Genomic DNA, 23798 nt, shown 5'->3' with positions numbered 1-23798 from the left:
ACTAGACTAAGCGCAGCCCTTGCTGGTCACGCCAGGCGGCTTCTAAAGCCTTTTCTAAAGGCACTTTTAAGTGGGCGGGCAGTGCATCTTGAGCGGCCTGCAGCGAATCAAATGCGCGGTTGCGCAGCCAACAGTACGCCCATGCGCAGGCCTCTGCCTCGCTTTGCGGGGTGGGGCGGGCAGGCATCTGATTGAGCAAGAATACCGCGGTCCGGGGTGCCCACAGCGGCATCTCACCCTGCTCATCTTGGCTCCACTGCTCAAGGGTCGCGCCGCTAGGTGTAGCATCAGGCGTGCCGAGCTTGGCGACCCGGGCAGTTTCGGCCAGGATGAGTGCTAGCTGGTCGGCGTCCGCTTGTCCCAGCGAGCGCCACTGCCGCAGCAGCGCCGAAAGCCCCGCGCGCATCTTGGTATAAAAGTCATCTTGCGGCATGCTCGGTATCTACTCCCATCAATAAGTGAGATTCGTTATGGCGTTTGATTTTGCCACGCCCGTTGAACGGCGCCACCCTAACGGCGGTTATGCATCGCAAAAGTGGCACCGCTATGAGGCGGAGGTACTGCCGTTATGGGTAGCGGATATGGATTTTCGCTCTCCGCCGGCGGTGATTGATGCCTTAAAAGCGCGGGTTGTGCACGGTGTTTATGGCTATGGCGAAGTGCCCGCCACGCTAACAGAGACCCTGTGCCAGTGGAGCGCTCACCATTACGATTGGCCCATTGAGGCAGATTGGCAGCTATGGCTACCAGGGGTGGTGCCAGCGCTGCATTTTGCGGCCATGGCACTGACTCAGCCCGGCGAAGGCGTGCTCACCATTGCGCCTATCTACCCGCCGTTTTTGGCGGTTGCCGAGCGTACGGGGCGGCTAGCCCAGCAGGCGATGTTAGCTGAGCCAACGGTTGCTGGCGAGTCTTGGCAGCTGGATATTGATGCGCTGGAGGCGGCGATTACCCCACAAACGCGGCTGCTGCTATGGTGTCATCCGCATAACCCCACCGGGCGGGTGTGGCGTGAGAAAGAGCTTAGCCAGCTGGCGGCGTTGATAGAGCGCCACGACCTGTGGGTCGTATCTGATGAGCTGCATTGCGATCTTCTGTTGGATCGAGGCGCTCGTCACCGGCCTTTAGCCGCGATGTTTCCTGAGTTAGCCAAGCGAATCATCACGCTATGGGCGCCATCAAAAACGTTTAATCTTGCAGGGCTGACCAGCGCCTGTGCCATCATTCCAGATGCTGCGTTGCGTAAGCGCTTCGCTGCTGCCACGAAAGGTTTTTTGCCAGATGGCAACGTGCTGGGTTTAGTGGCCGCGGAGGCGGCGTATCGTGACGGCGAATCCTGGCGTCAGGCGCTTTTAGAGATCTTGCGGGAGCATCGCGCTAGCTTGGAGGCGCGCGTCGCGTTATGGCCTGGAGTAGCGTTAAGCCCGCCCGCATCCACCTATTTAGCGTGGCTCGACATGCGTCAAGCGGGGTTGGGTGGGTCGCCCGCCAAGGCGCTACTTGAGCAGGCGGGCGTGGCGCTTTCTGACGGCGCTGCGTTTGGCAGCCCTGGCTTTGTGCGGCTTAACTTTGGCACCACCGCTTCCCAGTTAGAAGCGGCGTTGGTGCGCATGGATCGGCTGTTAAAGCCTGATCCGAACTAATAGCGCTAATTAGTACAGCAAAGCAAATAGCTTGCGCCGATAGGTAACGGTAAGCGGGTGGTCGGCGCCTAGCGCGTCAAAGACTTGCAGCAGGGTTTTACGGGCCGCGTCGTCGTTATAGGCGCGGTCCTGCTTCATTAACGCGAGCAGTGCTTCCAGGCCTGCGTCGTACTGGCCGTCGGCCACTTGGCGCAGCGCTCGCTGGTACTGAGCATCGCTGTCTGTACGATCGCCGAGCGCAGCGATCTCTTCACTGGAAAGTGCCTGTTCGCTGAATTCAATGCTGGCGCGCACGCCGCGTGCGGGCGCGGCATCGCGCTCCTCGGGAGGTAAGTTATCCAGCACGCTGCGCGCATCCTCACCACGGCCTTCGGCTACCAGCGCTTTCGCTAGGCCCACCTGATAGGCGTAGTGCTCCGGGTACTGGCTGACCAGCGATTGATAAATCTCGCGTGCGGCGGGTGCATCGCCTGCCGTTAGCGCTTCTTCTGCTTGCTCTTCGGGACTCGGTGGCGCATCGCCGGGAGCGGGGAAGTAACGGTTTAGCCACTCACGCACCTCTTTTTCCGGCAGTGCGCCCTGGAAGCCATCGACTAAGCCGCCTTGGCTCACCAGTTTGACATCGGGAACCGAGCGCACGCCAAGTTGGCCGGCAATCTCTGGGTTAGCGGTGATGTCTAGCTTCGCTAGTAAAAACGCACCCGCGTAATCAACCGCGAGTTTCTCTAGCAGCGTAACAAGGGTGTTGCAGGCGCTGTCACTGGGGGAGTAGGCGCCCAGTAATACAGGGACCTGCATAGAGGCTTCGAGTACCTGCTGAATATTATTTGCGTTCAACTCAATGATGACGTCTTCAGGGGCTACGGAGGGGCGTTCAGTGCCTGCCTGAGCATTTTGGGCACTACCGGTATCAGCGGGATCTGCGGTAAGCGGATTCCCTGTACGGGGATCAATAATCGACATGGGTAGACTCTGTTTCGCATGAAAAAAGGTTACCGAGTGATATGCAGGCAGTACGTGGCGGATTCAAGGAAGCAGGCATAAATAAACCCCCAGCGCCACGCTGCTCAGTCAGCCCGTTCGTTCTGTTTTTTTGACGCACCTCATGCTTTTGTCGAGTGACAACGCGCCACAGTTGCACATAGCCCGCATTCTACTAGTATATTCAAATGAGTTATTTGAATAGAGAGTTTTGTTATGAATGATTATGCTGCTAACGGTGCCTATACCCACGCGCTGCTGCTACGGACCTCTTCTTCATTGCCGCGGGGCTTAGTGGGAGTAGCGGCTGCATGCGCCCTGCTGGCGGGAGGCGTCGGCGCTGCGGTTGCAGAGGAGGCTCCCGCCTACAGAGAGACTAACTTAGGTCTTTATGTAACTGCCAAAGAGGCCTTTGAGCTGCTGCAACACGACGAGAGCGCACTGCTTATTGATGTGCGTGACCCCATTGAAATCAAATTTACCGGGTTTGCTGAGCCTACCGATATCCACGTGCCGTGGGTGTTGGCTGATCGTTCGCAGTTTGATAGCGAAAGTCAGACATGGCCCATGACGCGTAACAGCGATTTTGCGGCACAGGTGGCAGCTGCTCTGGAGGCGCACAGTGCCGATGCTGACACGCCGATTATTGTGATGTGTCGCTCTGGTGCGACACGCAGTGCACCAGCCGCTGATGCCATCGCAGAGATGGGGTACTCAGAGGTTTATTCCGTTAGCGATGGTTTCGAGGGAGGCACACTGGCGGACGGTGACTCTAAGGGAGTACGCGCCCGTAACGGTTGGCGCAACTCTGGCCTGCCCTGGAGCTATGAGATTAACCCCGACGTTGCTTGGTACGAAACACCGTAGCTGTGCAGCGTCACTCCACACCTATTAACCTTAACGAAAGGAAATAACCATGCGTAAACTGACACTACTAGCGGGTTCACTGGCGTTAGCACTCCCGACCGTTGCGCTAGCAGATCACCACGCTGAGCAAGGCGAGCAGGCGTTGATGGTGCTCACCAGTGATGCTGTGCAGACACAAGCGATGGCAATGATTTTAGGCAACGCCATGCGTCAGCAAGGCACGGACCTGCATATTCTTTTATGCGATGCGGCGGGCGATTTAGCGGTGGAAGGCTATGCCAGTGAAGAGGCAGTGAAAACGCCGCCAAGCAATCCCGCTGGAGAAGTGAAGCCCGAAGGCATGCTGCAAATGCTGATGGGTGAAGGTGTGGGGGTGGATGTGTGTGCCATTTACCTGCCCAATACCGACTATACCGAAGAGGACTTGCTTGAGGGGGTAGGCGTGGCTGCACCAGGCGCGATTGCCGAAATGATGCGTGACCCTGCGATCCCTGTGTATAGCTTCTAAAAGCGATTGACAGTTGCTAGTAAGGGCGCTTTACGCGTGATAGACTATGCCATCCTCTCAGACAAGACCCGTGGGCGGGCAGCCTTTAGACTGCTCGCTACACTGTTTGGAAGTGCTTAAAATACTTTCAAATCAATTGGTTGTTACGGAAGTGTCGTGCTACTGCAAGTATCCAATGCATAGTCGACAAACACATAGTTAATTCGTTGCCGTCTTTAGGCAGCCCTTATTCTCCAAGGAGATACCTGTGGCGAACAGCAAGCAAGCACGCAAGCGCGCCCGCCAGGCCGAGACTCGTCGCGTCCTGAAAGCCAGCCAGCGCAGCATGGTCCGCACCTACATCAAGCGTGTGATCAAAGCGATCAACACTGGCGACCATGGCAAAGCAATGGAAGAGTTCAAAGTCATGCAGCCGGTTGTTGACCGCATCGCTGACAAAGACGTTCTTTCTAAAAAGAAAGCAGCACGTCTAAAAAGCCGCTTGAACAAGCGCATTAAGGCTCTGGCGGCGTAAGTCGGCAGGCGCCCTATAAAAAACCGGCTGCGGCCGGTTTTTTTGTGTCTATACGTCGCATTACCCGCGGCGTCTTTGGGTTTCTTGTTTTTAGTCGCTATGTTTTTTAGTGCTATGGATTGAGTGATGACCGCCAACACGCCACCACAAGCAAATATGTCGCCTCCGCGCCGCGGGCTGATGAGCTCTGGGTTAGTGGTCAGTGCCATGACCATGCTCTCGCGGGTCATGGGGCTGGTGCGCGATGTCGTGGTGGCCACGTTTCTGGGGGCGGGCAACGGGGCTGATGCGTTTTTTGTGGCATTTAAGATCCCCAACTTTTTACGGCGCTTGTTTGCCGAAGGGGCGTTTAACCAAGCGTTTGTCCCTGTCCTTTCTGAATACTCCACCCAACGCAGTAAGCAGGAGATCCGCGAGCTGCTCAATGCGGTAGCGGGTAGCTTAACGACGATGCTAGCGCTCATCACCGCCTTGGCGATGCTGGGTGCGCCTTGGCTGGTGTGGGTGTTTGCCCCTGGCTTTGGGCGCGACCCCGAAAAGCTGGCGATGACCGCCGATATGCTGCGGCTGACGTTTCCCTATTTGCTGCTGATTTCGTTAACCGCCTTCTCTGGCAGCGTGCTGAATACGTGGAACCGTTTTGCGGTGCCCGCCTTCACCCCGGTACTGCTCAACCTTTCATTGATTGGCGCAGCACTGTTTTTAATGCCGCTTGTTGAAGAGCCCGCCATGGCGCTCGCTTGGGGGGTGCTCATCGCAGGTGCTGCCCAGCTGGCGTTTCAAGTGCCGTTTTTGCTCCGGTTGGGATTGCTGCCGACGCCCTGGCCTAACTTTGCCCACGAGGGCGTTAAGCGTATTCTCAAGCTTATGGCGCCCGCGCTGTTTGGCGTGTCGGTATCGCAAATTAACCTGTTGTTGGATACCGTGCTGGCGTCGCTGTTAGTGGCGGGCAGCGTGTCTTGGCTCTACTACTCAGATAGATTGGTTGAGCTGCCACTTGGGGTGTTTGGCGTCGCGATAGGCACGATTATTCTGCCCGCGCTTTCTAAGCGCCATGCGGAGAAGTCGACCGAGCACTTCTCTGCGATGTTGGATTGGGCGATTCGTGTGGTGCTGCTGCTTGGCGTGCCTGCGGCGCTGGCGCTGGCGCTCTTAGCGGAGCCGTTTTTGATTACTCTATTCCACTATGGGGCGATGACCGATCACGATATCCAAATGGCGGCCATGAGCCTGCGCGCTTATGCCTTTGGGCTGGTGGCGTTTATGCTGATCAAGGTACTAGCACCGGGTTTCTTTGCTCGACAGGATACCAAAACCCCGGTGAAAGTCGGCATTATCGCCATGGTGGCTAACATGGTATTTAACCTGATACTGGTGTGGCCATTGGCCCATGCAGGTTTGGCTCTAGCCACTGCGCTGTCGGCGTTTTTAAATGCCGGCCTGTTGGGTTACTTGCTCTACCGCCAGAAGGTATTGATCTTTCAGCCAGGGTGGGGGCGCTACGCAGTTCAGCTGGTAGGTGGTAGCGCGCTGATGAGTATCGCGCTTTATCTCATTGCTCCTGACTGGCAGGCATGGCTGAAGTTTGAGCTGTGGCAGCGCATTCGCTGGGTGGCAGGGCTAGTGGTGTTAGGCGGCGGGCTTTACTTTACCTGGCTAACGGCGTTTGGCCTGCGGCTGCGTCACTTTAAGATGAATAGCTAACCTGCAGCACTAAGGTAAAAAAGAGAGTAATGCCATGGTGAAGGTCATCTTCTCCTGCACCTGACCAGCGCGTTCGTTATAATCAAATGCTTTTAAACGGCAAGAGGCGCCATGCACGTCATTCGAGGTCTGCACAATCTGACAACGGCTCATCGTGGCTGTGTTGCTACCATCGGTAATTTTGATGGCGTGCACCGCGGCCATCAGGCGATCCTGGAGCAGTGCCGTGAGCATTCGGCGCGCTTAAATGTGCCGTTGACCGTGGTGGTGTTTGAGCCTCAGCCGCGGGAGTTTTTTGCCGGTGACCAAGCGCCGCCGCGCTTAACTCGCCTGCGGGAAAAAGTGCGCCTGCTGCGTGACCATGGTGCCGAGCAGGTACTCTGCCTGCCGTTTAACGATGCCCTGCGGAGCCTGACGGGACGCGAGTTTATCGATCAGGTTCTGATCGACGGTTTAGGGGTGAAACACCTGGTGGTGGGCGATGATTTCCGCTTTGGCTGCGACCGCCGAGGTGACTTCAATTTGCTGGAAACCGTCGGCCAGGTGGAAGGGTTTGGCGTAGAGCACACGCGGACCTTTAAAGTCGATGACGAGCGAGTCTCCAGCACCCGTGTGCGTACCTTGTTAGCCAGCGGAAACTTTGAGGTTGCAGCCCGTTTGCTAGGCAGGCCCTACTCACTTCATGGGCGCGTGGTGCGTGACCAGCAGCTAGGGCGTACTATTGGGGTGCCCACCGCGAATTTGCCGCTGTTACCCCAGCCGTTAACGCTGCGGGGTGTGTTTGCCGTAGTGGCTGAGCTTGCGAGCGGCGAGCGTTACCCCGCGGTGGCGAACGTCGGATTTCGGCCCACGGTGGGGTCTGAACGGCCCACGCTGGAAGTTCATCTGCTGGAATTTTCAGGCGACCTTTATGGTCAGCGGCTGACGGTTTACCCCTGCGCGCGGCTGCGTGGGGAAGTGAAGTTTGACGATTTTAATGCGCTAAAAACGCAAATTGAACACGATCAAGCCAGAGCGCGCCGCTACTTTGCGGCAGCGGCGACTGGCTGTATGAATACTCTTCCGCTGGCCTCGGCCCCGCTTGGGCGTGAGACCGCTTCTTCTGATTTCACCTCGGCGGATAACGCCGCCGATGCTAACGACGGCTGACCGGACTATGGATTATAAGCACACGCTAAACTTGCCAGAAACCGACTTTCCCATGCGCGGCATGCTGCCGAAGCAGGAGCCAGGGCGCGTTTCAAAATGGCAGGATATGAACCTGTACCAGCGCTTGCGCGACACCCGCGCGGGCGCGCCGCTGTTTGTCCTGCATGATGGCCCTCCCTACGCCAATGGCAGTATCCATATCGGTCACGCCGTTAATAAAATCCTTAAAGATATTATTGTTAAATCCAAGAACTTAGCCGGTTTCGACGCACCTTACGTGCCCGGTTGGGACTGCCACGGCCTGCCCATTGAGCACAAAGTAGAAACCACCCACGGTAAGCACTTGGCTGCGGATAAAGCTCGCGAGTTGTGCCGTGAGTACGCCGGTGCGCAGATCGAAACGCAGCTAGCCGACTTTGTACGCCTGGGCATTATCGGTGACTGGGATCATCCGTACCGCTCAATGGACTACACCAACGAGGCGGGTGAAATCCGTGCGCTGGCCGATATGGTCGACGCGGGTTATGTGTTTAAAGGTTTAAAGCCGGTTAACTGGTGTTTTGACTGCGGCTCGGCCCTGGCCGAGGCGGAAGTGGAGTACGCCGATAAAAAATCTGACGCCATCGACGTGGCGTTTCCGGTTGAAGACGCCGACAGGTTGGCCGCAGCGTTTGACCTAAGCGAGTTGCCCAAGCCTGCGGCGGTGGTCATCTGGACTACCACGCCCTGGACAATCCCCGCTAACCAGGCGCTGAACGTTCACCCAGAGTTTACCTACGCGCTGGTGGATACCGGCGAACGCCTGCTGCTGCTGGCAGAAGAGCTGGTAGAGAGCTGTTTAGAGCGCTTTGGTTTACAAGGCGACGTGGTCGCAACCACCCAGGGCAAACAGCTTGACCTGATCAACTTCCGCCACCCGTTTTATGACCGCCTCTCGCCGGTGTATTTAGCGGATTACGTTGAGTCTGAGGTGGGCAGTACCGGTATCGTTCACTCAGCGCCTTCTTACGGTATGGATGACTTTATCACCTGCCGTGAGCACGACATGAGCTTTGACGACATGCTCAACCCGGTGCAGGGCAACGGCGTTTATGCCGATGATCTGCCGTTCTTCGGCGGCCAGATGATCTGGAAAGCCAACCCGCATATCGTTGAAAAGCTGCGCGAAGTGAACGCCCTGATGGCGCATACACCCATCAAGCACAGCTACATGCACTGCTGGCGCCATAAATCACCGGTGATTTATCGTGCTACCGCCCAGTGGTTTGTGGGTATGGATATCAAAGGTAAAGACGGCAAAACCTTACGCGAGCGGGCATTGGAAGGCATTGAAGCCACCGAGTTTACCCCTGCCTGGGGCCAGGCGCGCCTGCACAGCATGATTGCCAACCGCCCAGACTGGTGTATCTCTCGCCAGCGTAACTGGGGCGTGCCAATTCCGTTCTTCCTGCATAAGCAAACCGGCGAGCTGCACCCGAAGACGGTTGAGCTAATGGAAGAAGCGGCCAAGCGCGTAGAGCAAGAGGGCATTGAGGCGTGGTTTAAACTCGACCCTGCAGAGCTACTCGGTGCCGAAGCGTCGGAGTACGACAAAGTCACCGACACCTTGGATGTCTGGTTTGATTCTGGCACCACCCACCGTCACGTACTGCGCGGTTCGCACCCCCATGGCCATGAAAGCGGCCCGCGTGCTGACCTCTACCTGGAAGGCTCGGATCAGCACCGTGGCTGGTTCCACTCGTCGCTACTGACCGGCGCAGCGATTGACGGCCATGCGCCGTACCGTCAGCTGTTGACCCACGGCTTCACGGTGGATGCCCAGGGCCGCAAGATGTCCAAGTCCATCGGCAACGTGGTTGCACCGCAAAGCGTGATGGATAAGCTGGGTGCTGATATTCTGCGCTTGTGGGTGGCGTCGACGGATTACTCCGGCGAAATGGCGGTTTCTGATGAAATCTTGAAGCGCACCGCCGATGTGTATCGCCGCATCCGTAACACCGCGCGCTTCTTGCTTTCTAACCTAAACGGTTTTGATCCTAAGCGGGATCAGGTGGCGTTTGGCGATATGCTGGCGCTGGATCAGTGGGTGGTCGACCGCGCAGCGCAGCTGCAAGCGCGCATTGAAACCGCCTATGAAGAGTACCGTTTCCTGGATGTGTACCAGCAAGTACACGGCTTCTGCGCCCGGGAGCTGGGCGGTTTTTATCTGGATGTCATCAAAGACCGCCAGTACACCACCCAAACGGACTCGCTGGCCCGCCGCAGCGCGCAAACGGCGCTTTATCATGTGGTAGAAGCGCTGAGCCGCTGGGTTGCACCGATTCTTTCGTTCACCGCCGAAGAGATCTACGAGCACATTCCCGGTGAGCGTGGCGAAAGCGTACTGCTGGAAACTTACTACACTGGGCTTGGCACCTTAGCGGATGGCGCTGAGCTGGGCCGTGCCTTCTGGGAGCAGGTGCTGGAAGTGAAGCACTCGGTAAACAAGTGCCTGGAAGATGCCCGTAATGCCAAAGTGATCAAAGGCAGCCTGGCAGCGGAAGTGACGCTTTACGTCAGCGACGAGCTGAACGCTACGCTCACCAAGTTGGGCGATGAGCTGCGCTTCGTGATGCTTACCAGTGAAGTCCATCTAGCGCCGCTAGCGGATGCCGCTAACGCAGAAAGCACCGAACTTGAAGGCTTGAAGGTAGCGGTGAGCGGAAGCGAACATCAGAAATGCGAGCGCTGCTGGCACCACCGTGCTGATGTAGGCGCTCATGCTGAGCATCCAGATCTGTGTGGTCGCTGTATCAGCAACCTGCCCGAGGGCAGCGGCGAGATTCGTCATTATGCCTAAGGGTGAGTCAACTATCGATAACCCACACCAGCCGCCGCCCATGGGGCGGCCGCTGCGCTGGCTGTGGCTGGCAGTAGCGGTCGTTGTGTTGGACTTGCTGACCAAGTACATGGCGAGTCACTTTTTAAACTATGCCCAGCCGGTTGAGGTGCTGCCGTTTTTTAACCTCACGCTGCTGCATAATACCGGCGCCGCGTTTAGCTTTTTAGCGGATCACCCTGGTTGGCAGCGCTGGTTTTTTGCCATTGTGGCCATTGGTGCCAGCATTGGCTTAACCATCTGGCTTTCCCGCGTGAAAGCGGATGAAAAGCTGCTGGCCATTGCACTGCCACTGATTATTGGCGGTGCGTTGGGCAACCTGTACGATCGTTTAGTGCATGGCTACGTAGTGGACTTTTTATCGTTCCACGCTGCTGGCTGGTACTATCCCGCCTTTAATGTGGCGGATATCGGCATTACTTTGGGAGCGGTAGGGTTAATATGGGAGTCGATAATGGGTGATCGACGCCGTAAGAAAGCCGCGCTATAGCAGCGTGATTAAAAGCCATAGAGTGACGAGTGAGGAACCATGGACTACCTAATTGATGATGGTATGGAAATTACCCTGCACTTCACGCTGAAGCTGGAAGACGGCACGGTTGTCGATTCCACCAAAGAGAAAGCCCCCGCCACCTTCCAGTATGGCGATGGCAACTTGCCGCCCGGTTTTGAGCACCCTATTAAAGGCATGGCCGCTGGCCAGAGCGGGTCGTTTCAGATTACCCCGGAGCACTCTTTTGGGCAGCATAATCCGCAAAATATCCAAACGCTGAAGCGCGCTGATTTTGGTGATGAAGAGCCAGAGATTGGCATGGTGATGTCATTTGCCGATAAAGCAGGAACGGAATTGCCTGGCGTGGTCAAAACCATAGACGGCGACCGTGTGGAAGTGGACTTTAATCACCCGCTCGCAGGGCGTACGTTAACGTTTGAAGTGGACGTGCTGAGCGTAACGCCCGTCACCAAACACTGATTGTCAGAACAAGCTTTAGAAAGAGTTTTCACTTAACCGGCGATGCAGGTTGCATCAAGGCGCTTTTATGCAGTCATCAGAGTCCTCTCAGCCAATACAGATTAAGCTGGCGAACCCGCGCGGGTTTTGCGCTGGCGTGGATCGTGCGATCGACATCGTCAACCGCGCGCTCGATGTCTTTGGCCCGCCCATTTACGTGCGCCACGAGGTGGTGCATAACCGCTTTGTGGTTGAAACCTTACGTGAGCGGGGCGCCGTGTTTGTCGAAGAGCTGCATGAAGTGCCCGATGACGTGATCGTGATTTTCTCGGCTCACGGTGTTTCTCGTGCCGTACAGCAGGAGGCTGAGCAACGCGGCCTTAAAGTCTTCGATGCGACCTGTCCGTTGGTTACCAAAGTACATTTAGAAGTGCTGCGCTACGCGAAGCGCGGCCAAGAGTGCATTCTGATCGGGCATGAAGGCCATCCGGAAGTTGAAGGTACGATGGGGCGTTACGACACGTCTCACGGTGGCCAGATTTACCTTGTAGAAGATGAGCGAGACGTTGCCAACTTGGTGGTGAACGACCCTTCGTCGCTGGCGTTTGTCACGCAAACCACGCTGTCGATGGACGACACTGCAAAAGTGATTGATGCGCTGCGTACCACCTTCCCAGAGATACAAGGGCCGCGCAAAGACGACATCTGTTATGCCACTCAAAATCGGCAGGATGCGGTGCGCGAACTGGCAGCGGACAGTGACCTAGTGTTGGTGGTGGGCAGCCCCAATAGCTCCAACTCCAACCGTCTGCGTGAGCTTTCCGAACGTATGGGGACGCCTGCTTACCTAGTGGATAACGCCGAGCAAATAGAAGCAGCTTGGCTTGAAGGAGTGCATCAGATTGGCGTTACCGCCGGTGCCAGCGCCCCGGAAGTTTTGGTGAAAGGCGTAATTGAAAAGCTTCAAACGCTTGGCGCAGAAGCGCCGATTGAACTGCAAGGGCGTGAAGAGAACATTACGTTCTCGATGCCGAAGGAGCTGAGAGAACAAGTGATTGTAAGCGGGTGATGCAAACGGTATCAGTTTACGACATACTCAAAGTATGAGTTAACTGATACGGGAGCATCGCTTAGTGTCTTACGTTTTTGATTGCCGTGCAGGTCATGTCAGTAAGCGCCAGCGCGGCTTTACCCTCATCGAATTATTGATTGCGGTGGTCATTATCGGGATCATCGCAAGCATCGCCTACCCCAGTTATACCCGCTATGTCGAACGCTCCGTTCGCTCTGATGGTCAAACGGCACTCTTGCAGGCGGCTTCAGAGATGGAGCGTTGTTATTCCCGTGATTACACCTACGAGGAGTGCGATTTGGAGATGACTGTCTCTCCAAGCGGCCATTACGACATCTCAGCCGATACCGATAGCCAAAGCAACGACGGCTATTTATTAACCGCCACTACCCAGCGCTCAGACGGCTGTGAAGGCGATCTCACCTTAAGCGCAAAAGGGGAGCGCGCCCCAGAGGCGTGCTGGTAATGAAGCATCAGCAAGGGTTCTCACTAATTGAAGTGCTGATCGCGCTGGTAGTGCTTGCTTTTGGTCTGATGGGGGTGGCAGCTATGCAGATGAACGCCCTGCAAAGCGCGACCGAAGGGTATCAGCGCTCTATAGCCGTGGTAGCGGCGGTTGATGCTCAAGAGAGAATTTGGAATCTATTAGCCAGCGACTCTAATTGCGAAGCCATAGATGCATCAGCGGTGAGTGCCCTTGAAGATGATTGGATAGAGCACTGGTCAGAAGATACAAACGCCAACCCGCTACGGGGCGCTAATTGGGACAACAGCGGTGTGAGTGTGTCCGCGGGGTGCGAGTTTACAATTGTGATTGCCCTAAATAGCGTATCCGGCAACAGCGAGGAGGAGTACCTCTACAGTTTCATCCTCCCTAATACGGCAGGTGCCCCATGAAAGCAGTGAAGCAACAGCTGGGCGCTGGCTTGGTTGAGTTAATAGTGGCAATGGCGATTGGCACAGTGATTGCACTAGGGGCAGGCCAACTCTTTTTATCTACCTTTTCTACGTTTAGCGCAGTGGATGAGCTAAGCCGGAAGCAAGAAGTAGCGGTGTTTTTAACGCAGATTTTAGCGGAAGAACTGCGAAAGGAAGACAATGTTTATCGCTATGCTCTTTCTTGCTCCATAGCGGATGTCCAGTGTCTTTGCACAATTAGCGATACCGACGAAGATAATCAACCAGTCATAAATTTTTATAAAGACTTTGAAGAAGGCCACGTTATTAGCGACGCGGAGTGTAGCGAAGAGCCGTTGGTGAGATCAGTACAAGACCACCACTACGAAATTAGTGTTCCGATAATGAAGGGTGGGGGTTCGCTAATATTCCATGTTACTAATCGAGATATTGTAACAACTACTGGCACTGAGAGTGAGTGAGGTAACAATGAAAAAGCAGCAAAAAGGCGCAGCACTCTTTGTTGTCATGGCTTTGTTATCGGCGTCTATGGTGGTGGGCATGAGCGCTATGCAATCATCTCTTGTGGATGAACGGCTGGCTGGGAACTTTCGTTCTTCTGTTCAAGCGCAGATGACCGCTGAAAATACCTTGTCGTCGTTAGTGAACCCTGTCAATACCGCAAACCGCAACGACTTCTTGGCGGAGCTGGTAGCGGACCCAGAACTGCTTAAAGAGACAGAAGGAAAGCTGACGGGTGATGCGATTGCCCAACTACTTCAATCAGGTACGTTAGACCAATTTATTGAGGATCTATTGCCTGCCAATTTTGATGAGCTAGACGAGGATGAGCAGCGCCAAATAAAAGAAGAACTGTTGGCTAATCTAGAGCTGCAATTTGAGGTAGATACGGAGGCACAAACGGTTACGATCACCTCTTGGGACCGCGGGTTGCGCAATAATGCCGCACGTGATTCGGCGTTGGTTTATTCCTATAGCTTTAGTGGCGCTGTAAGCTCACCTTTTGAGGCTGCAATTGTTGGTTGCGAGGGCATTTCAGTATCAGGTGGCTCTACGATAAGTAGCTATCGCTCTAGCGATGGTGTCTGGAACGGCCAGCCAGGGAGCTTTGCAACCAGTGATAAGCCCCTTATTAGCACAACATCAGAAAATGCAAATATTGATTTAATTGGTGGTAATGAACAAGTTCATGGTGGTGCAGTTGCTTTAGGTGGTTTGATTCTAAATGGTTCTTCTCAGATTTTTGGAAATATTTTTGCCAATCAAATGATCCGCTTGAACGGTGGTGGTGTCCGAGTTCGTGGTGATGTAGAAAGTCTACTAAATGTGGTTTTCGGTAGTAGTGCAAGGGTCGATGGTGCAGTAAGAACTGAACAAGACGTTCACATTAATAATTGGTCCGCGAGCATTGGTGAGGGGATTTATGCTGGTGGGACGATCATCACGGGGCGTAACCCTCCTTCTGGTCATATTGACCAAAAAAATCGCTCCAATTTTTATCAGAATATCTCGCCAGGGCTTAGTCCACTCATGGCTTCTGATTGCGACACCTTTGATTTTTCAGGTAACTCATTGAAGGAAGAAGTTGCTCGCTATCAAAATGATCTTAAATCCATTGGTAATGTGATAGTTAATAATGGTGTTGTAGATATAACAATGACGCCGAGTCGGATATCAGTTGCTGGTAGTGATAACCACGGCCACATTGATGGGGCTGAACCGGAAGTGGCTGCTGTTTTGGGAGAAGATATTCCTATCTATTACGTTGATAGTTTGCAAATGGCTAGCACATCTAAGTTGCACATAAAAGGCGGGGATGTAGCGTTAGTAATAGGTGATGATTTTTCCATGGGAGGCGGGGGGGCTGGCTTGGTTATTGATCCAGATAGTAGTTTGACGGTGTTTGTGAAGGGGCAGGTGAAGTTGAATAGCAACGTCAAGATGCCCACCACGAATACATTGAGTACTAATGGTAAACCAACGTTTTCGATCTTCTCTAGCTATGAGAGTAATAGCGAAGGTATCGATATTAATGCGAGCAATCGAGTCGTTGCCAATATCTATGCCCCTTTTACGAAGGTAAATGTTAATTCAGGCGGCAGTCTTTTTGGCAGTGTAAAAGCGAGAGAAGTAACGGTGGTTGGTGGCGCCAAAATTGTGTATGACGAACTGTTAGCCGATGCGTTTGGTGACAGTGGTGGAGAGTCAAGCAACGAGTGGTGCAGTTTTAATGATTTATCTCCTTTGACCATTGCAAGCCCTGTTGGTCAGATAAGGCTTCCTAGCTCTCAAGCAGAGTTTAATGGCAAAGGCAGCGTTCCTGATATTACAGTGACCCAAGACGACCTTGATAAGTTCTCTGATGCTAATGCTGCCAATAATAACATTCAGGGAGGAATTCCTGATGGTTTGTTCAACCGTGGTCAAAACGCTGAAAAATTTCATACCTTCATCGAAATGCTCCGAACCCGAAATGAAACTGTCCACGTGCAAGGAAGGAGTGTCAAAAACAATACGTCTTTTGGAAGCATGGGGAATGAGCAGATTACATTTGTGAGTGGCACTATCGATGCAAACAATATATCCGGTGCTGGCGTTTTAGTTGTTAAAGGTGATTATAAAGCAGGAGGAAATCCCGATTTCAATGGGTTAATTGTCGTATTAGGCGATTATTCACAGAAAGGGGGCGGTGGCAGAGATTTAAATGGTGCTTTATTAGTAGCGCCTTATGATGAAAGTCGCTTAGAGTTCACTACTGCCGATATTGAGTTTAGGGGGGGGGGGAGTAATGACTTTAATTATGATGAGGCGGCTTTGCGCACTGCTTTTCGTTTGCTTGATTCTGAAGAGCAAGCCAGTTGGGGGAATTGTAATGTTCCACCGCCGTCTGGTGATGGTGAGCTGATTTGGTCGTTAATAGACTGGCGTTGAAGCTGTTCGCCACCCGTCTGGCGAAACGTTATGATAGGCATATTTACCTAAGAGCTAGAACATCATGAGTCAGACAGCCAAAACCCGTGTGCTGACCGGCATCACCACGACCGGCACCCCGCACCTCGGCAATTATGTTGGGGCGATTAAGCCTGCCATTGAGGCCAGCCAAGACCCCAACGTGCAGTCGTTTTACTTTCTGGCGGATTACCACGCGCTCATCAAGTGCCAAGACCCAAAGCGCGTGCAGGAGTCTCGCCTGGAGATCGCGGCAACATGGCTAGCGCTGGGGCTGGATACCGATAACGCTATTTTCTATCGGCAGTCGGATATCTTAGAAATCCCCGAGCTGATGTGGATGCTCTCGTGTGTGTGTGCCAAGGGCTTGATGAACCGTGCCCACGCCTACAAAGCCGCGGTGGCGGAGAATGAGGAAGCCGGTAATCAAGACCCGGATAAAGGCGTCACCATGGGGCTGTTTGGCTACCCCGTGCTAATGGCGGCCGATATCCTCATGTTTAACGCTAATAAAGTACCGGTCGGGCGTGACCAAATTCAGCATATTGAAATGGCGCGTGATATTGGCAACCGCTTTAATCACCTGTTTAAAGGCCAGTACTTTGTACAGCCAGACGCCGTCGTGGATGAAAAAGGCGAAGTATTAAAAGGACTGGATGGGCGCAAAATGTCCAAAAGCTACAACAATACGATTCCACTGTTCTCTGCTGAGAAAAAGCTGCAAAAGCTGGTGCGCAAAATTAAAACCAATTCGTTAGAGCCAGGTGAGCCCAAAGACCCGGATACCTGCACGCTGTTCCAGATATTCTCGGCGTTTGCCAGCGATGAAGAAACAGCCGCCATGCGTGCACAGTACGCCGAAGGGATTGGTTGGGGCGACGCTAAAAATCACGTCTTTGATTATTTGAATGACCACCTAAGCGCCCCCCGTGAACGCTACAACGCGTTAATGGAAGACCCTGGGCATATTGAAGCCGTACTCCAAAAAGGTGCCGAGCGTGCCCGTGAGGAAGCGGCCGTAACCATGGATCGTTTACGCTCAGCGGTGGGGTTAGGTCGGTTTATTTAATTATCAACATTGTTAGCCACCAGAAGGCCCTCCCATGAGGGAGGGCCTTCTGCGTATTAAAGACCGCGTCGCCTTCGGTGGGTTCAGGGCAGCATCCGCCCGCACTTTAGGTCTAAAGCACTACTCGTTAAGGCGACGCTGCAGCGCATTGAGCTCTTCGGTGTGCTCTTCAAGTTCGCGGGTGGCTTCCTCTAACTTTTCGCGGCTTTCCTGAATATCATCTTCATTACCGTCATGTAAGGCCTCATTCAATTCATCAGTGCGCTCCCGCACTTCTTCATGACTTTCGCGTATTTCTTCCTCTGCCTCTGCAAGGACGCGCTCATTGGTACAGTTTTCGCTAATGGCGTGCAGCGCGCGCTGTAACCCCTCGGCGCGGTGGTGGTTGCCGTGTGCCTGCGCATACTCAAGTTGATGGCGTAACGTTGCGGTTTTGTCTTCGCATAATATGTCGGCAGCGTGGGCGAGTTGTAACGGTAAGACACCTAATACCGCGACGAAGGTAACGCAACCTAACCACTGGGCTTTCATGGCTTATTCCTCATGTAATGTCTCTAATAGCAGCGCCCCTCATGCCTGATGGGGAAACGTTTTCATAAGTAGTGTGGAGAGGCTGTCCGCTGTCGATCTCGCCATAGGCAGGCAAACATCCACAAAAATACTGGTACGTTCATTAATAGCCCATACAGAAGGGGCACCAAGCCGATGCCGGGCTGCTGCAGGAGTGCAAAAGCGACCATCATGGCGACTCCCGCGTTTTGAACGCCAACCTCAACGGTAATGGCGCGGGTACTGGCATGGGGGAGCCGTAATCGCCTTGCTACTTGGTGGCCTAAGGTCATGCTCAATACGCAGAGCAGCAGCACCGACAGCGTTTCTACGCTGAGCAGCGGTGGGAGCCGCTGGGCGTGGCTTACAATCAGCGCGATGACCACGCCAATCATCGCCACACCAGTTAATATCTTTATTTTGGGCAGCAGCCAGTCCAGCAGCGTCTCCTTCAGCACGCATCGCAGCAGCATACCGGCAAGCACGGGCACCAGGGTTACTAACAGCAGCTTACCGACGGTTGGCCAGTAGGGCAGGCTTAACCCGGCGGTGCTTAAATCGAGTAATTCCAGGTTCCAGCCCATCATCAGCGGTAGTGTAAAGGGGGCTAACACCGCCGCAATGGCGGTTAAACTAACGGACAGCGCTAAATCTCCCTGGACGAGATAGCTGAACATGTTCGAGGTTGCCCCTCCTGGAACCAGCGAGACTAGCAGCAGCCCAGCGGCGGCGAGCGGCGAAAGCGGCAGTACGGCTACGATGCCCCAAGCTAGCAGCGGTAAGGCCAGTATCTGCAGGCTGGTGCCCAGTAGTAAACGGCCCGGGTGGCGAAAGGTGTGTATAAAATCATGGCTTGTGAGGTTCAGGCCCATGGTCATCATCACACCGGCCAATACCCAGGGAAGCAGTACGTGGGATAACCACTCCGACAACATAGTAATTCCTTAAAAACAGGATAGGCGAAAAGCTTATACCCCTTTAATACGCGCTTACCAAGGCACGCTGCGGCGCCCGGTCTGAAACGCCACTACCTTTTGATAAATATCTTTCGCTCGTTCAATAGCGTCTTGTTCCATGTCATCGGTGGTGATGGCTCGGTTGCCACTGCTGCCGTTACTTTTAAGTAGCGTCTGCACATCGGCGCGGTAGCGCTCCAGCAGGTGTTCCAGATTGGTAAGGGTGGCCTGCAGTTCCAGCGTAAATGCTCGTCGCTGCTCTAAACGGGTATGTAAATCGTTAGGGTTCTTAGCCGTATCAATCAACGCATCTAGCGTGTTATTAACCAGTTTTTGCGCCCGGTGTAGCCGGGGGATAATAATGTACACAACGTCGTACAGGTGAACGGGTGAAGCATAATTATTCATAAGATGCAGGTGCTTATAAGCATTGAGTGAAAAAGCAGATAACGTTGGCATTCTACCCGCCCACAGCCGTTACGCTAGCGAAACCAGTTAAAAACTAAACCAAAATAAAGGGGCGCGTCGCAGCGCCCCGGCTCAACATATGGCGTAAGCCTCTGTGGGCACTGCATGTTGGTTGGAGCGACGCTTGCGAGCGGTATCAGCGTTTAAGAGGGGTGTAGCACCGCGTTCATCAGCAATTTCGGCAGCTGCTGCAGTTCCGGTAGCGGCATTGGGCGCGCAAATAAGTACCCTTGCAGCAGGTCGCACTGTCTATTGGCTAAATCGCGCTGCTGTTCTGGCGTTTCAATCCCTTCGGCCACCACGACCATATCCATATGATGCGCCATTGTGATGACACCTTGGACAATGGCCGCCATCCGCCGGCTTGTTTGAGCTTCTTGTATAAACCTGCGGTCTAGTTTGACTTTATGGGTGGGCAAATCGCACAAGTAGCTAAGGCTTGAGAAGCCTGTGCCAAAGTCATCTAACGCAATACGCACACCCATTGAGGTCAGCGTCTCCATCAGCGCGATAATCGGGCCAGTGCCGTCCAATAACACGCTTTCTGTTACCTCAAGTTCAAGCTGTTCTGCGGGTAAACCTGAAGCCTGTAGCGCGTGCTTCACATCATCTAGAAAGCCATCCCGACAAAACTGTAATGAAGAAATGTTAACGGCAACGGGCAGTGTATGCTCGCTCTGGGCGCTGAACGCTGCCATATCTTGGCAGGCTTGCAGGAGTACCCAGCGGCCTAGGGGAATAATTTGCCCGGTCTGTTCTGCGAGTGGGATAAACTCACCGGGAGATATCAAGCCCAAGGTGGGATGCTGCCAGCGAATAAGGGCTTCAACGCTGCGTATGCGACCGCTCACGGCATCGACAATGGGCTGGTAGTAAAGCACGAAGTGCTCCTCAGCCAGCGCGGTATGCAGCTCGTGGCGCATGGCAACATTATACTTAACGTGTTCGGCTTTGCGGCCACGGTACCACTGCCATGTGTTTCGCCCCTGCCGTTTGGCTTGCTCTAAGGCTAAATCAGCGTGCTGTAGCAGGCTGTAAGGCTCTTGGATGGAAGGCGTATGGCAGGCAATGCCAATGCTGACGCTGATATGCACCAGCTGGCCCTCAATAGCGACGGGTTCTGCCAAGGTGGTCAAAATACGCTCAGCTAGGCTCACAATAGCGGCGGCATGGCGCTCTTTTGCCGTCAAGAGTATGGCAAACTCGTCTCCTACCAGGCGAGCCAGCCTATCAGGAGGGCTAATTATCCCTTCTAGGCGGCGGGCAACCGCTACTAGCACTTGGTTAGCCACCACATGCCCCAGCCCGTCGTTAATGGCTTTAAAGCCATCCAAATCAAGGTGCAGAACCGCTAAGGTGCCCTGGTTTTCCTGCTGGTGCTGCTCAAAGGCGCTGGCAAGCTGCTCGGTAAACGCTGAGTAGTTGGGAAGGTGAGTGAGCAAATCGTGTGTGGCCTGGTAGGCCAGTTTGGCTTCCTGTCTTTTCTCGTGCGTAATATCTTGATGAATACCGATGTAGTGCGTGCAGTTACCCTCTGGGTCAAAAACGGGGCTGACGACTAGGTGGTTCCAGAAAGGCTGGCCATTTTTACGGTAATGGAGCAACGTAATACTGATATCGCGCTGTTTGTGTATCGCGTTGCGAATGGCTTCAACTGCTTCTGGCGCGGTAGCTGGCCCTCTTAAAAAGCGGCTGTTATTGCCGATCACTTCGTTGGAGGTGTAGCCCGTAATCCGATAAAAAGCCGGGTTAGCAAAGACAATCGGCATCCCGTTTTGCTGTGCATCCAACATGATGATGCCGCTGGGGCTGGCTTGCATACCTCTTTTAAGTAGCCGTAGCTCATCGGTCTGTTGATTGCGGTCCGTAACATCTCGGCATACGCCATAAACTCCCACAATGACATCATCAATCATCACCGGAAAATTCGTGATTTCCAGCGCGTAGTGGTGCCCCTTGGCGTGCCTTCCCAGAGTTTCATAGGTGATAGCCTCGCCACCGCAGGCGGTGTTAAACGCCTGCTGCGTAAGTTCACGAAAATTAGGCGCAATGAATTGGCTAAAGTGCACGCCAATAAGTTCGGATGTCTTATAGCCCGTAATGCGTTCCAGCGCGGTGTTACAGCGTTGAAAATGGCCGTCGAGATTAAATTCGTACACGCCGTCTGGGTGGTTAACAAACAGCGAACGGTGCCACTCTGATTGCATGCGTTGCTGCTGTTTATCGCGATGACGCAGGAATACAAGAGCCGCGAGGCTGGCGCTACGGTCAAGGTGGAGCTGCTCTTGTTGGGTGGGTATCGCGGGATACCGGTAGTACGTGGCAAAGGTGCCAAGTAGCTCCCCTTGCGTAGAGAGAATAGGCAACGACCAGCAGGCGCGTAAGCCCTCGGCGAGGGCGGCTTCCCTAAAGGCTGCCCAGCGAGGCTCCAAACGAATATCCTCAGTTACCACGCGCTGTTTTTCAAAAGCGGCTCTTCCGCACGTGCCCACCGCCGGGCCAATCGTAAGCGTTTGCATAAGTGCGGTGTAGGCAGGTGAAAAATGCTGGTTGGCAACTAAACTCAAGGTGTTAGTTGCTGGATCAAAACGCATGATCGAAACCAGCGCTTGCGGGAGCATGCGCTCTGCCCACTCCGCCACCGCTGTCAATGTTTGGGTAAGCGGTGCACCCGCTGCGGCAAGATCGTGGATTTCCTGCTGTGCTTCGAGCAAGGGATATTCGTGGTACATAAAATGCCCCTGGTATTTAAAACCTAATAATTCTCATTGTTTTAGAGGTTGGCTGCAGAAACCACGGTTAACATCATGTAATTAAGCCCAAAGGATGGCAAACAAAAAATACAAGAATTTCTAATTTAGTTACTTTAGTCTAAAGCGTATTCATATTTTCTAGTGTTGATGACAAATTAACCTCTCATAAAGGAGTATTAAAGAGAACTAAGGCGAGTTAACGAGAGTTAAGCACGCGATAAACATGCTCCGACCATGCGTTTTTATAAGTGCATCCACGGCAGACTATCACGATCAGTGAATACGACCAGCGCCTAAATAAAAAACGCCCTATGCAGTCCATAGGGCGTTCTATTAGGCAGCGGGTATCTATTTAATTCAGGGCTTAAACATCGAGCAGTGCGTTAAAGGCTCTAAAGCCCTCATGAAACAAGGCTAGTGTGTGGTGATCAGCATGACCACGCTGAGAGCAGCCGAGACCCACATGGCCGGTTTAATCGCCTGGATGTTGCCGGTAAAGAGTTTTATCAGTACGAAACTGAGGAAGCCAAACGCGATACCCAGGGTGATCGAGTAAGTCAGCGGCATCAGGATGATAGCTAGAAAAGCCGGGAAGGCCTGGTCGAACTTTGTCCACTCGATCTTGCTGATCGGCGCCAGCATGAACAGCCCCACCAGCACCAGCGCAGGCGCCGTGGCGATACCCGGCACCAGCGAAAGCAGCGGCGAAAGGAATAGAAAGGGTAAAAAAAGCAGAGCGATGACCACCGCCACCAGGCCGGTCCGGCCGCCCTGGGCGACGCCCGCGCCGGACTCGATGAAGGTCTGGGCCGCGCTGGTACCCAACGGCGCCGCGATCATCGAGGCGAAGGCGTCGACGGTCATGGAGCGTTTCAGGTTGCGCGGGTTGCCATCCTTGTCCTTGAGGTCGGCCGATTCAGAGAGGGCCATGAAGCACGACAAGGCATCGAAGAAGTTGGTGAACAGCATGACGAAGATGAACGGCAGGTAAGCAACCTTCAGCGCTCCCCATATGTCCACCTGCATCACTGCGCTGAAGTCGGGCCAGGCCGCTAGGCCGCTCCACTCCACGACCACGTCACCGCCCCACAGCCGGCCCATGGGCGATGCCAGCAGGGTGGTCAGGGCGATACCCAAGATCAGCGCACCGTTGAAGCGCAGGATAACCAAGATCGCCGTCGCCATCATACCGATGAAGAAGGTGACCATGCTGGCATCCATAGAGCCCAGCGTCACCAGCGTCGCGTCGCTGCCGACGATAAAGCCCGCATTCTTGAAGCCGATAAAGGTGATAAACAGGCCAATACCGCAGGTGATCGCGTAGCGCAGCGAAGGGGGAATGGCTTCAATGATCGCTTTGCGGACGTTGAACATGGCCAGTACGGCGAATAGCACCCCAGACCAGAACACGCAGCCTAGCGCTACTTCCCAGGAGAGCCCCGCACCCTGTACCAGGGTATAGGTGAACAGGGCGTTCATGCCCATACCTGGGGCGACCAGAATCGGGTTGCGCGCATAAAGCCCCATGGCCAGGCTGCTCATGAAACTGATTAGCACCGTGGCCGAGAGCGCGGCGGAGAAGGGGATGCCCGCATCGCTGAGAATCGCTGGGTTGACCACAATGATGTACATGGACGCCAGGAAGGTAGCGATCCCGGCGAGGATTTCAGTGCGTAGCGACGAGCCGCGCCGGGTCACGCCAAAATAGTGGTCCAGCCAGTTGGCAGGCCGAGCGGCCTGCTCATCAGGCCGTGCAGTGTGCTTATCGGCAAAAGAGGAGTTGGGTTCCATCTAGTTGATCCTATTGTTGTTGGAGATCGTTGTTGGAGATCGTTATTGGAAGTCGTTGTTGCTCGCCGGAGTGATCA

General features: G+C 54.2%; 22 protein-coding genes. 15 read left to right on the top strand and 7 right to left on the bottom strand.

Annotated elements, in window-relative coordinates:
- Position 1: 1 nt before the first annotated feature.
- Positions 2-433, bottom strand: coding sequence for a hypothetical protein (locus LG301_RS14320; RefSeq protein WP_404471830.1), 432 nt, complete (start codon positions 431-433; stop codon positions 2-4).
- A gap of 37 nt (positions 434-470) precedes the next feature.
- Between LG301_RS14320 and LG301_RS14315 the strand changes: the two genes are divergently transcribed.
- Positions 471-1643, top strand: a complete 1173-nt coding sequence (locus tag LG301_RS14315; RefSeq protein WP_404471829.1) for a MalY/PatB family protein — start codon at positions 471-473, stop codon at positions 1641-1643.
- 9 nt (positions 1644-1652) lie between these two features.
- On the opposite strand, the gene LG301_RS14310 is transcribed toward LG301_RS14315, so the two are convergent.
- Positions 1653-2606, bottom strand: coding sequence for a co-chaperone YbbN (locus LG301_RS14310; protein ID WP_404471828.1), 954 nt, complete (start codon positions 2604-2606; stop codon positions 1653-1655).
- A gap of 234 nt (positions 2607-2840) precedes the next feature.
- On the opposite strand from LG301_RS14310, the gene LG301_RS14305 reads away from it, so the two are divergent.
- The 14 genes from LG301_RS14305 (at position 2841) to LG301_RS14240 (ending at position 17204) form a co-directional block, all read left to right on the top strand.
- Entirely contained in the window at positions 2841-3491 is a 651-nt protein-coding gene (locus tag LG301_RS14305) for a rhodanese-like domain-containing protein (protein WP_404471827.1), read from the top strand.
- Between the two features lie 49 nt (positions 3492-3540).
- On the top strand, positions 3541-3999 hold the full coding sequence (locus LG301_RS14300) for a hypothetical protein (protein WP_404471826.1): 459 nt from the start codon (positions 3541-3543) through the stop codon (positions 3997-3999).
- A 247-nt stretch (positions 4000-4246) separates the two neighbouring features.
- Positions 4247-4513: a 30S ribosomal protein S20 gene (gene rpsT, locus LG301_RS14295; RefSeq protein WP_009097974.1), complete on the top strand. Its 267-nt coding sequence runs from the start codon at positions 4247-4249 to the stop codon at positions 4511-4513.
- A 126-nt stretch (positions 4514-4639) separates the two neighbouring features.
- Positions 4640-6217 carry a murein biosynthesis integral membrane protein MurJ gene (gene murJ / locus LG301_RS14290; protein ID WP_404471825.1) on the top strand — a complete coding sequence of 526 codons (1578 nt, stop codon included), beginning with the start codon at positions 4640-4642 and terminating at the stop codon, positions 6215-6217.
- A 111-nt stretch (positions 6218-6328) separates the two neighbouring features.
- Positions 6329-7366: a bifunctional riboflavin kinase/FAD synthetase gene (ribF, locus tag LG301_RS14285; RefSeq protein ID WP_404471824.1), complete on the top strand. Its 1038-nt coding sequence runs from the start codon at positions 6329-6331 to the stop codon at positions 7364-7366.
- 7 nt (positions 7367-7373) lie between these two features.
- Complete coding sequence (gene ileS / locus LG301_RS14280) at positions 7374-10205, top strand: isoleucine--tRNA ligase (protein WP_404471823.1); 2832 nt, start codon at positions 7374-7376, stop codon at positions 10203-10205.
- Positions 10198-10734 carry a signal peptidase II gene (gene lspA, locus LG301_RS14275; RefSeq protein WP_404471822.1) on the top strand — a complete coding sequence of 179 codons (537 nt, stop codon included), beginning with the start codon at positions 10198-10200 and terminating at the stop codon, positions 10732-10734. Before ileS ends, lspA begins: the two co-directional genes overlap by 8 nt.
- A 39-nt stretch (positions 10735-10773) precedes the next feature.
- On the top strand, positions 10774-11217 hold the full coding sequence (gene fkpB / locus LG301_RS14270) for an FKBP-type peptidyl-prolyl cis-trans isomerase (protein WP_404471821.1): 444 nt from the start codon (positions 10774-10776) through the stop codon (positions 11215-11217).
- Positions 11218-11284: 67 nt separating this feature from the next.
- A complete protein-coding gene (ispH, locus tag LG301_RS14265) occupies positions 11285-12265 on the top strand; it encodes a 4-hydroxy-3-methylbut-2-enyl diphosphate reductase (protein ID WP_404471820.1) in 981 nt (326 codons plus the stop codon).
- 64 nt (positions 12266-12329) lie between these two features.
- A complete protein-coding gene (locus LG301_RS14260; RefSeq protein WP_404471819.1) occupies positions 12330-12734 on the top strand; it encodes a type IV pilin protein in 405 nt (134 codons plus the stop codon).
- Positions 12734-13165, top strand: coding sequence for a prepilin-type N-terminal cleavage/methylation domain-containing protein (locus LG301_RS14255; RefSeq protein ID WP_404471818.1), 432 nt, complete (start codon positions 12734-12736; stop codon positions 13163-13165). The genes LG301_RS14260 and LG301_RS14255 overlap by 1 nt, the downstream gene beginning before the upstream one ends.
- Complete coding sequence (locus LG301_RS14250) at positions 13162-13647, top strand: PilW family protein (RefSeq protein ID WP_404471817.1); 486 nt, start codon at positions 13162-13164, stop codon at positions 13645-13647. Before LG301_RS14255 ends, LG301_RS14250 begins: the two co-directional genes overlap by 4 nt.
- A gap of 7 nt (positions 13648-13654) precedes the next feature.
- Entirely contained in the window at positions 13655-16117 is a 2463-nt protein-coding gene (locus tag LG301_RS14245) for a hypothetical protein (protein WP_404471816.1), read from the top strand.
- Between the two features lie 64 nt (positions 16118-16181).
- Entirely contained in the window at positions 16182-17204 is a 1023-nt protein-coding gene (locus tag LG301_RS14240) for a tryptophan--tRNA ligase (protein ID WP_263067327.1), read from the top strand.
- A 120-nt stretch (positions 17205-17324) separates the two neighbouring features.
- On the opposite strand, the gene LG301_RS14235 is transcribed toward LG301_RS14240, so the two are convergent.
- The 5 genes from LG301_RS14235 to LG301_RS14215 form a co-directional block, all read right to left on the bottom strand.
- Positions 17325-17735, bottom strand: coding sequence for a DUF1090 domain-containing protein (locus LG301_RS14235; protein WP_404471815.1), 411 nt, complete (start codon positions 17733-17735; stop codon positions 17325-17327).
- 62 nt (positions 17736-17797) lie between these two features.
- Positions 17798-18688, bottom strand: coding sequence for a bile acid:sodium symporter family protein (locus LG301_RS14230; protein ID WP_404471814.1), 891 nt, complete (start codon positions 18686-18688; stop codon positions 17798-17800).
- A gap of 54 nt (positions 18689-18742) precedes the next feature.
- Complete coding sequence (locus LG301_RS14225; protein ID WP_404471812.1) at positions 18743-19168, bottom strand: hypothetical protein; 426 nt, start codon at positions 19166-19168, stop codon at positions 18743-18745.
- 152 nt (positions 19169-19320) lie between these two features.
- Positions 19321-21909, bottom strand: a complete 2589-nt coding sequence (locus LG301_RS14220) for an EAL domain-containing protein (RefSeq protein WP_404471811.1) — start codon at positions 21907-21909, stop codon at positions 19321-19323.
- A gap of 435 nt (positions 21910-22344) precedes the next feature.
- On the bottom strand, positions 22345-23721 hold the full coding sequence (locus LG301_RS14215; protein WP_404471809.1) for an NCS2 family permease: 1377 nt from the start codon (positions 23719-23721) through the stop codon (positions 22345-22347).
- Positions 23722-23798 lie beyond the last annotated feature (77 nt).

This window comes from Vreelandella venusta (assembly GCF_044809155.1).
Taxonomy (GTDB): domain Bacteria; phylum Pseudomonadota; class Gammaproteobacteria; order Pseudomonadales; family Halomonadaceae; genus Vreelandella; species Vreelandella venusta_B.
The sequence above is the reverse complement of the archived record's forward strand: the minus strand, read 5'-3'. Positions and strand labels throughout refer to the sequence as shown.

Excerpts from the sequence above, each read along its gene's own strand:
- LG301_RS14320 (WP_404471830.1), bottom strand. The coding sequence starts at position 433 with ATGCCGCAAGATGACTTTTATACCAAGATGCGCGCGGGGCTTTCGGCG.
- LG301_RS14315 (WP_404471829.1), top strand. The coding sequence starts at position 471 with ATGGCGTTTGATTTTGCCACGCCCGTTGAACGGCGCCACCCTAACGGC.
- LG301_RS14310 (WP_404471828.1), bottom strand. The coding sequence starts at position 2,606 with ATGTCGATTATTGATCCCCGTACAGGGAATCCGCTTACCGCAGATCCC.
- LG301_RS14305 (WP_404471827.1), top strand. The coding sequence starts at position 2,841 with ATGAATGATTATGCTGCTAACGGTGCCTATACCCACGCGCTGCTGCTA.
- LG301_RS14300 (WP_404471826.1), top strand. The coding sequence starts at position 3,541 with ATGCGTAAACTGACACTACTAGCGGGTTCACTGGCGTTAGCACTCCCG.
- murJ (WP_404471825.1), top strand. The coding sequence starts at position 4,640 with ATGACCGCCAACACGCCACCACAAGCAAATATGTCGCCTCCGCGCCGC.
- ribF (WP_404471824.1), top strand. The coding sequence starts at position 6,329 with ATGCACGTCATTCGAGGTCTGCACAATCTGACAACGGCTCATCGTGGC.
- ileS (WP_404471823.1), top strand. The coding sequence starts at position 7,374 with ATGGATTATAAGCACACGCTAAACTTGCCAGAAACCGACTTTCCCATG.
- lspA (WP_404471822.1), top strand. The coding sequence starts at position 10,198 with ATGCCTAAGGGTGAGTCAACTATCGATAACCCACACCAGCCGCCGCCC.
- fkpB (WP_404471821.1), top strand. The coding sequence starts at position 10,774 with ATGGACTACCTAATTGATGATGGTATGGAAATTACCCTGCACTTCACG.
- ispH (WP_404471820.1), top strand. The coding sequence starts at position 11,285 with ATGCAGTCATCAGAGTCCTCTCAGCCAATACAGATTAAGCTGGCGAAC.
- LG301_RS14255 (WP_404471818.1), top strand. The coding sequence starts at position 12,734 with ATGAAGCATCAGCAAGGGTTCTCACTAATTGAAGTGCTGATCGCGCTG.
- LG301_RS14250 (WP_404471817.1), top strand. The coding sequence starts at position 13,162 with ATGAAAGCAGTGAAGCAACAGCTGGGCGCTGGCTTGGTTGAGTTAATA.
- LG301_RS14245 (WP_404471816.1), top strand. The coding sequence starts at position 13,655 with ATGAAAAAGCAGCAAAAAGGCGCAGCACTCTTTGTTGTCATGGCTTTG.
- LG301_RS14240 (WP_263067327.1), top strand. The coding sequence starts at position 16,182 with ATGAGTCAGACAGCCAAAACCCGTGTGCTGACCGGCATCACCACGACC.
- LG301_RS14235 (WP_404471815.1), bottom strand. The coding sequence starts at position 17,735 with ATGAAAGCCCAGTGGTTAGGTTGCGTTACCTTCGTCGCGGTATTAGGT.
- LG301_RS14230 (WP_404471814.1), bottom strand. The coding sequence starts at position 18,688 with ATGTTGTCGGAGTGGTTATCCCACGTACTGCTTCCCTGGGTATTGGCC.
- LG301_RS14225 (WP_404471812.1), bottom strand. The coding sequence starts at position 19,168 with ATGCCAACGTTATCTGCTTTTTCACTCAATGCTTATAAGCACCTGCAT.
- LG301_RS14220 (WP_404471811.1), bottom strand. The coding sequence starts at position 21,909 with ATGTACCACGAATATCCCTTGCTCGAAGCACAGCAGGAAATCCACGAT.
- LG301_RS14215 (WP_404471809.1), bottom strand. The coding sequence starts at position 23,721 with ATGGAACCCAACTCCTCTTTTGCCGATAAGCACACTGCACGGCCTGAT.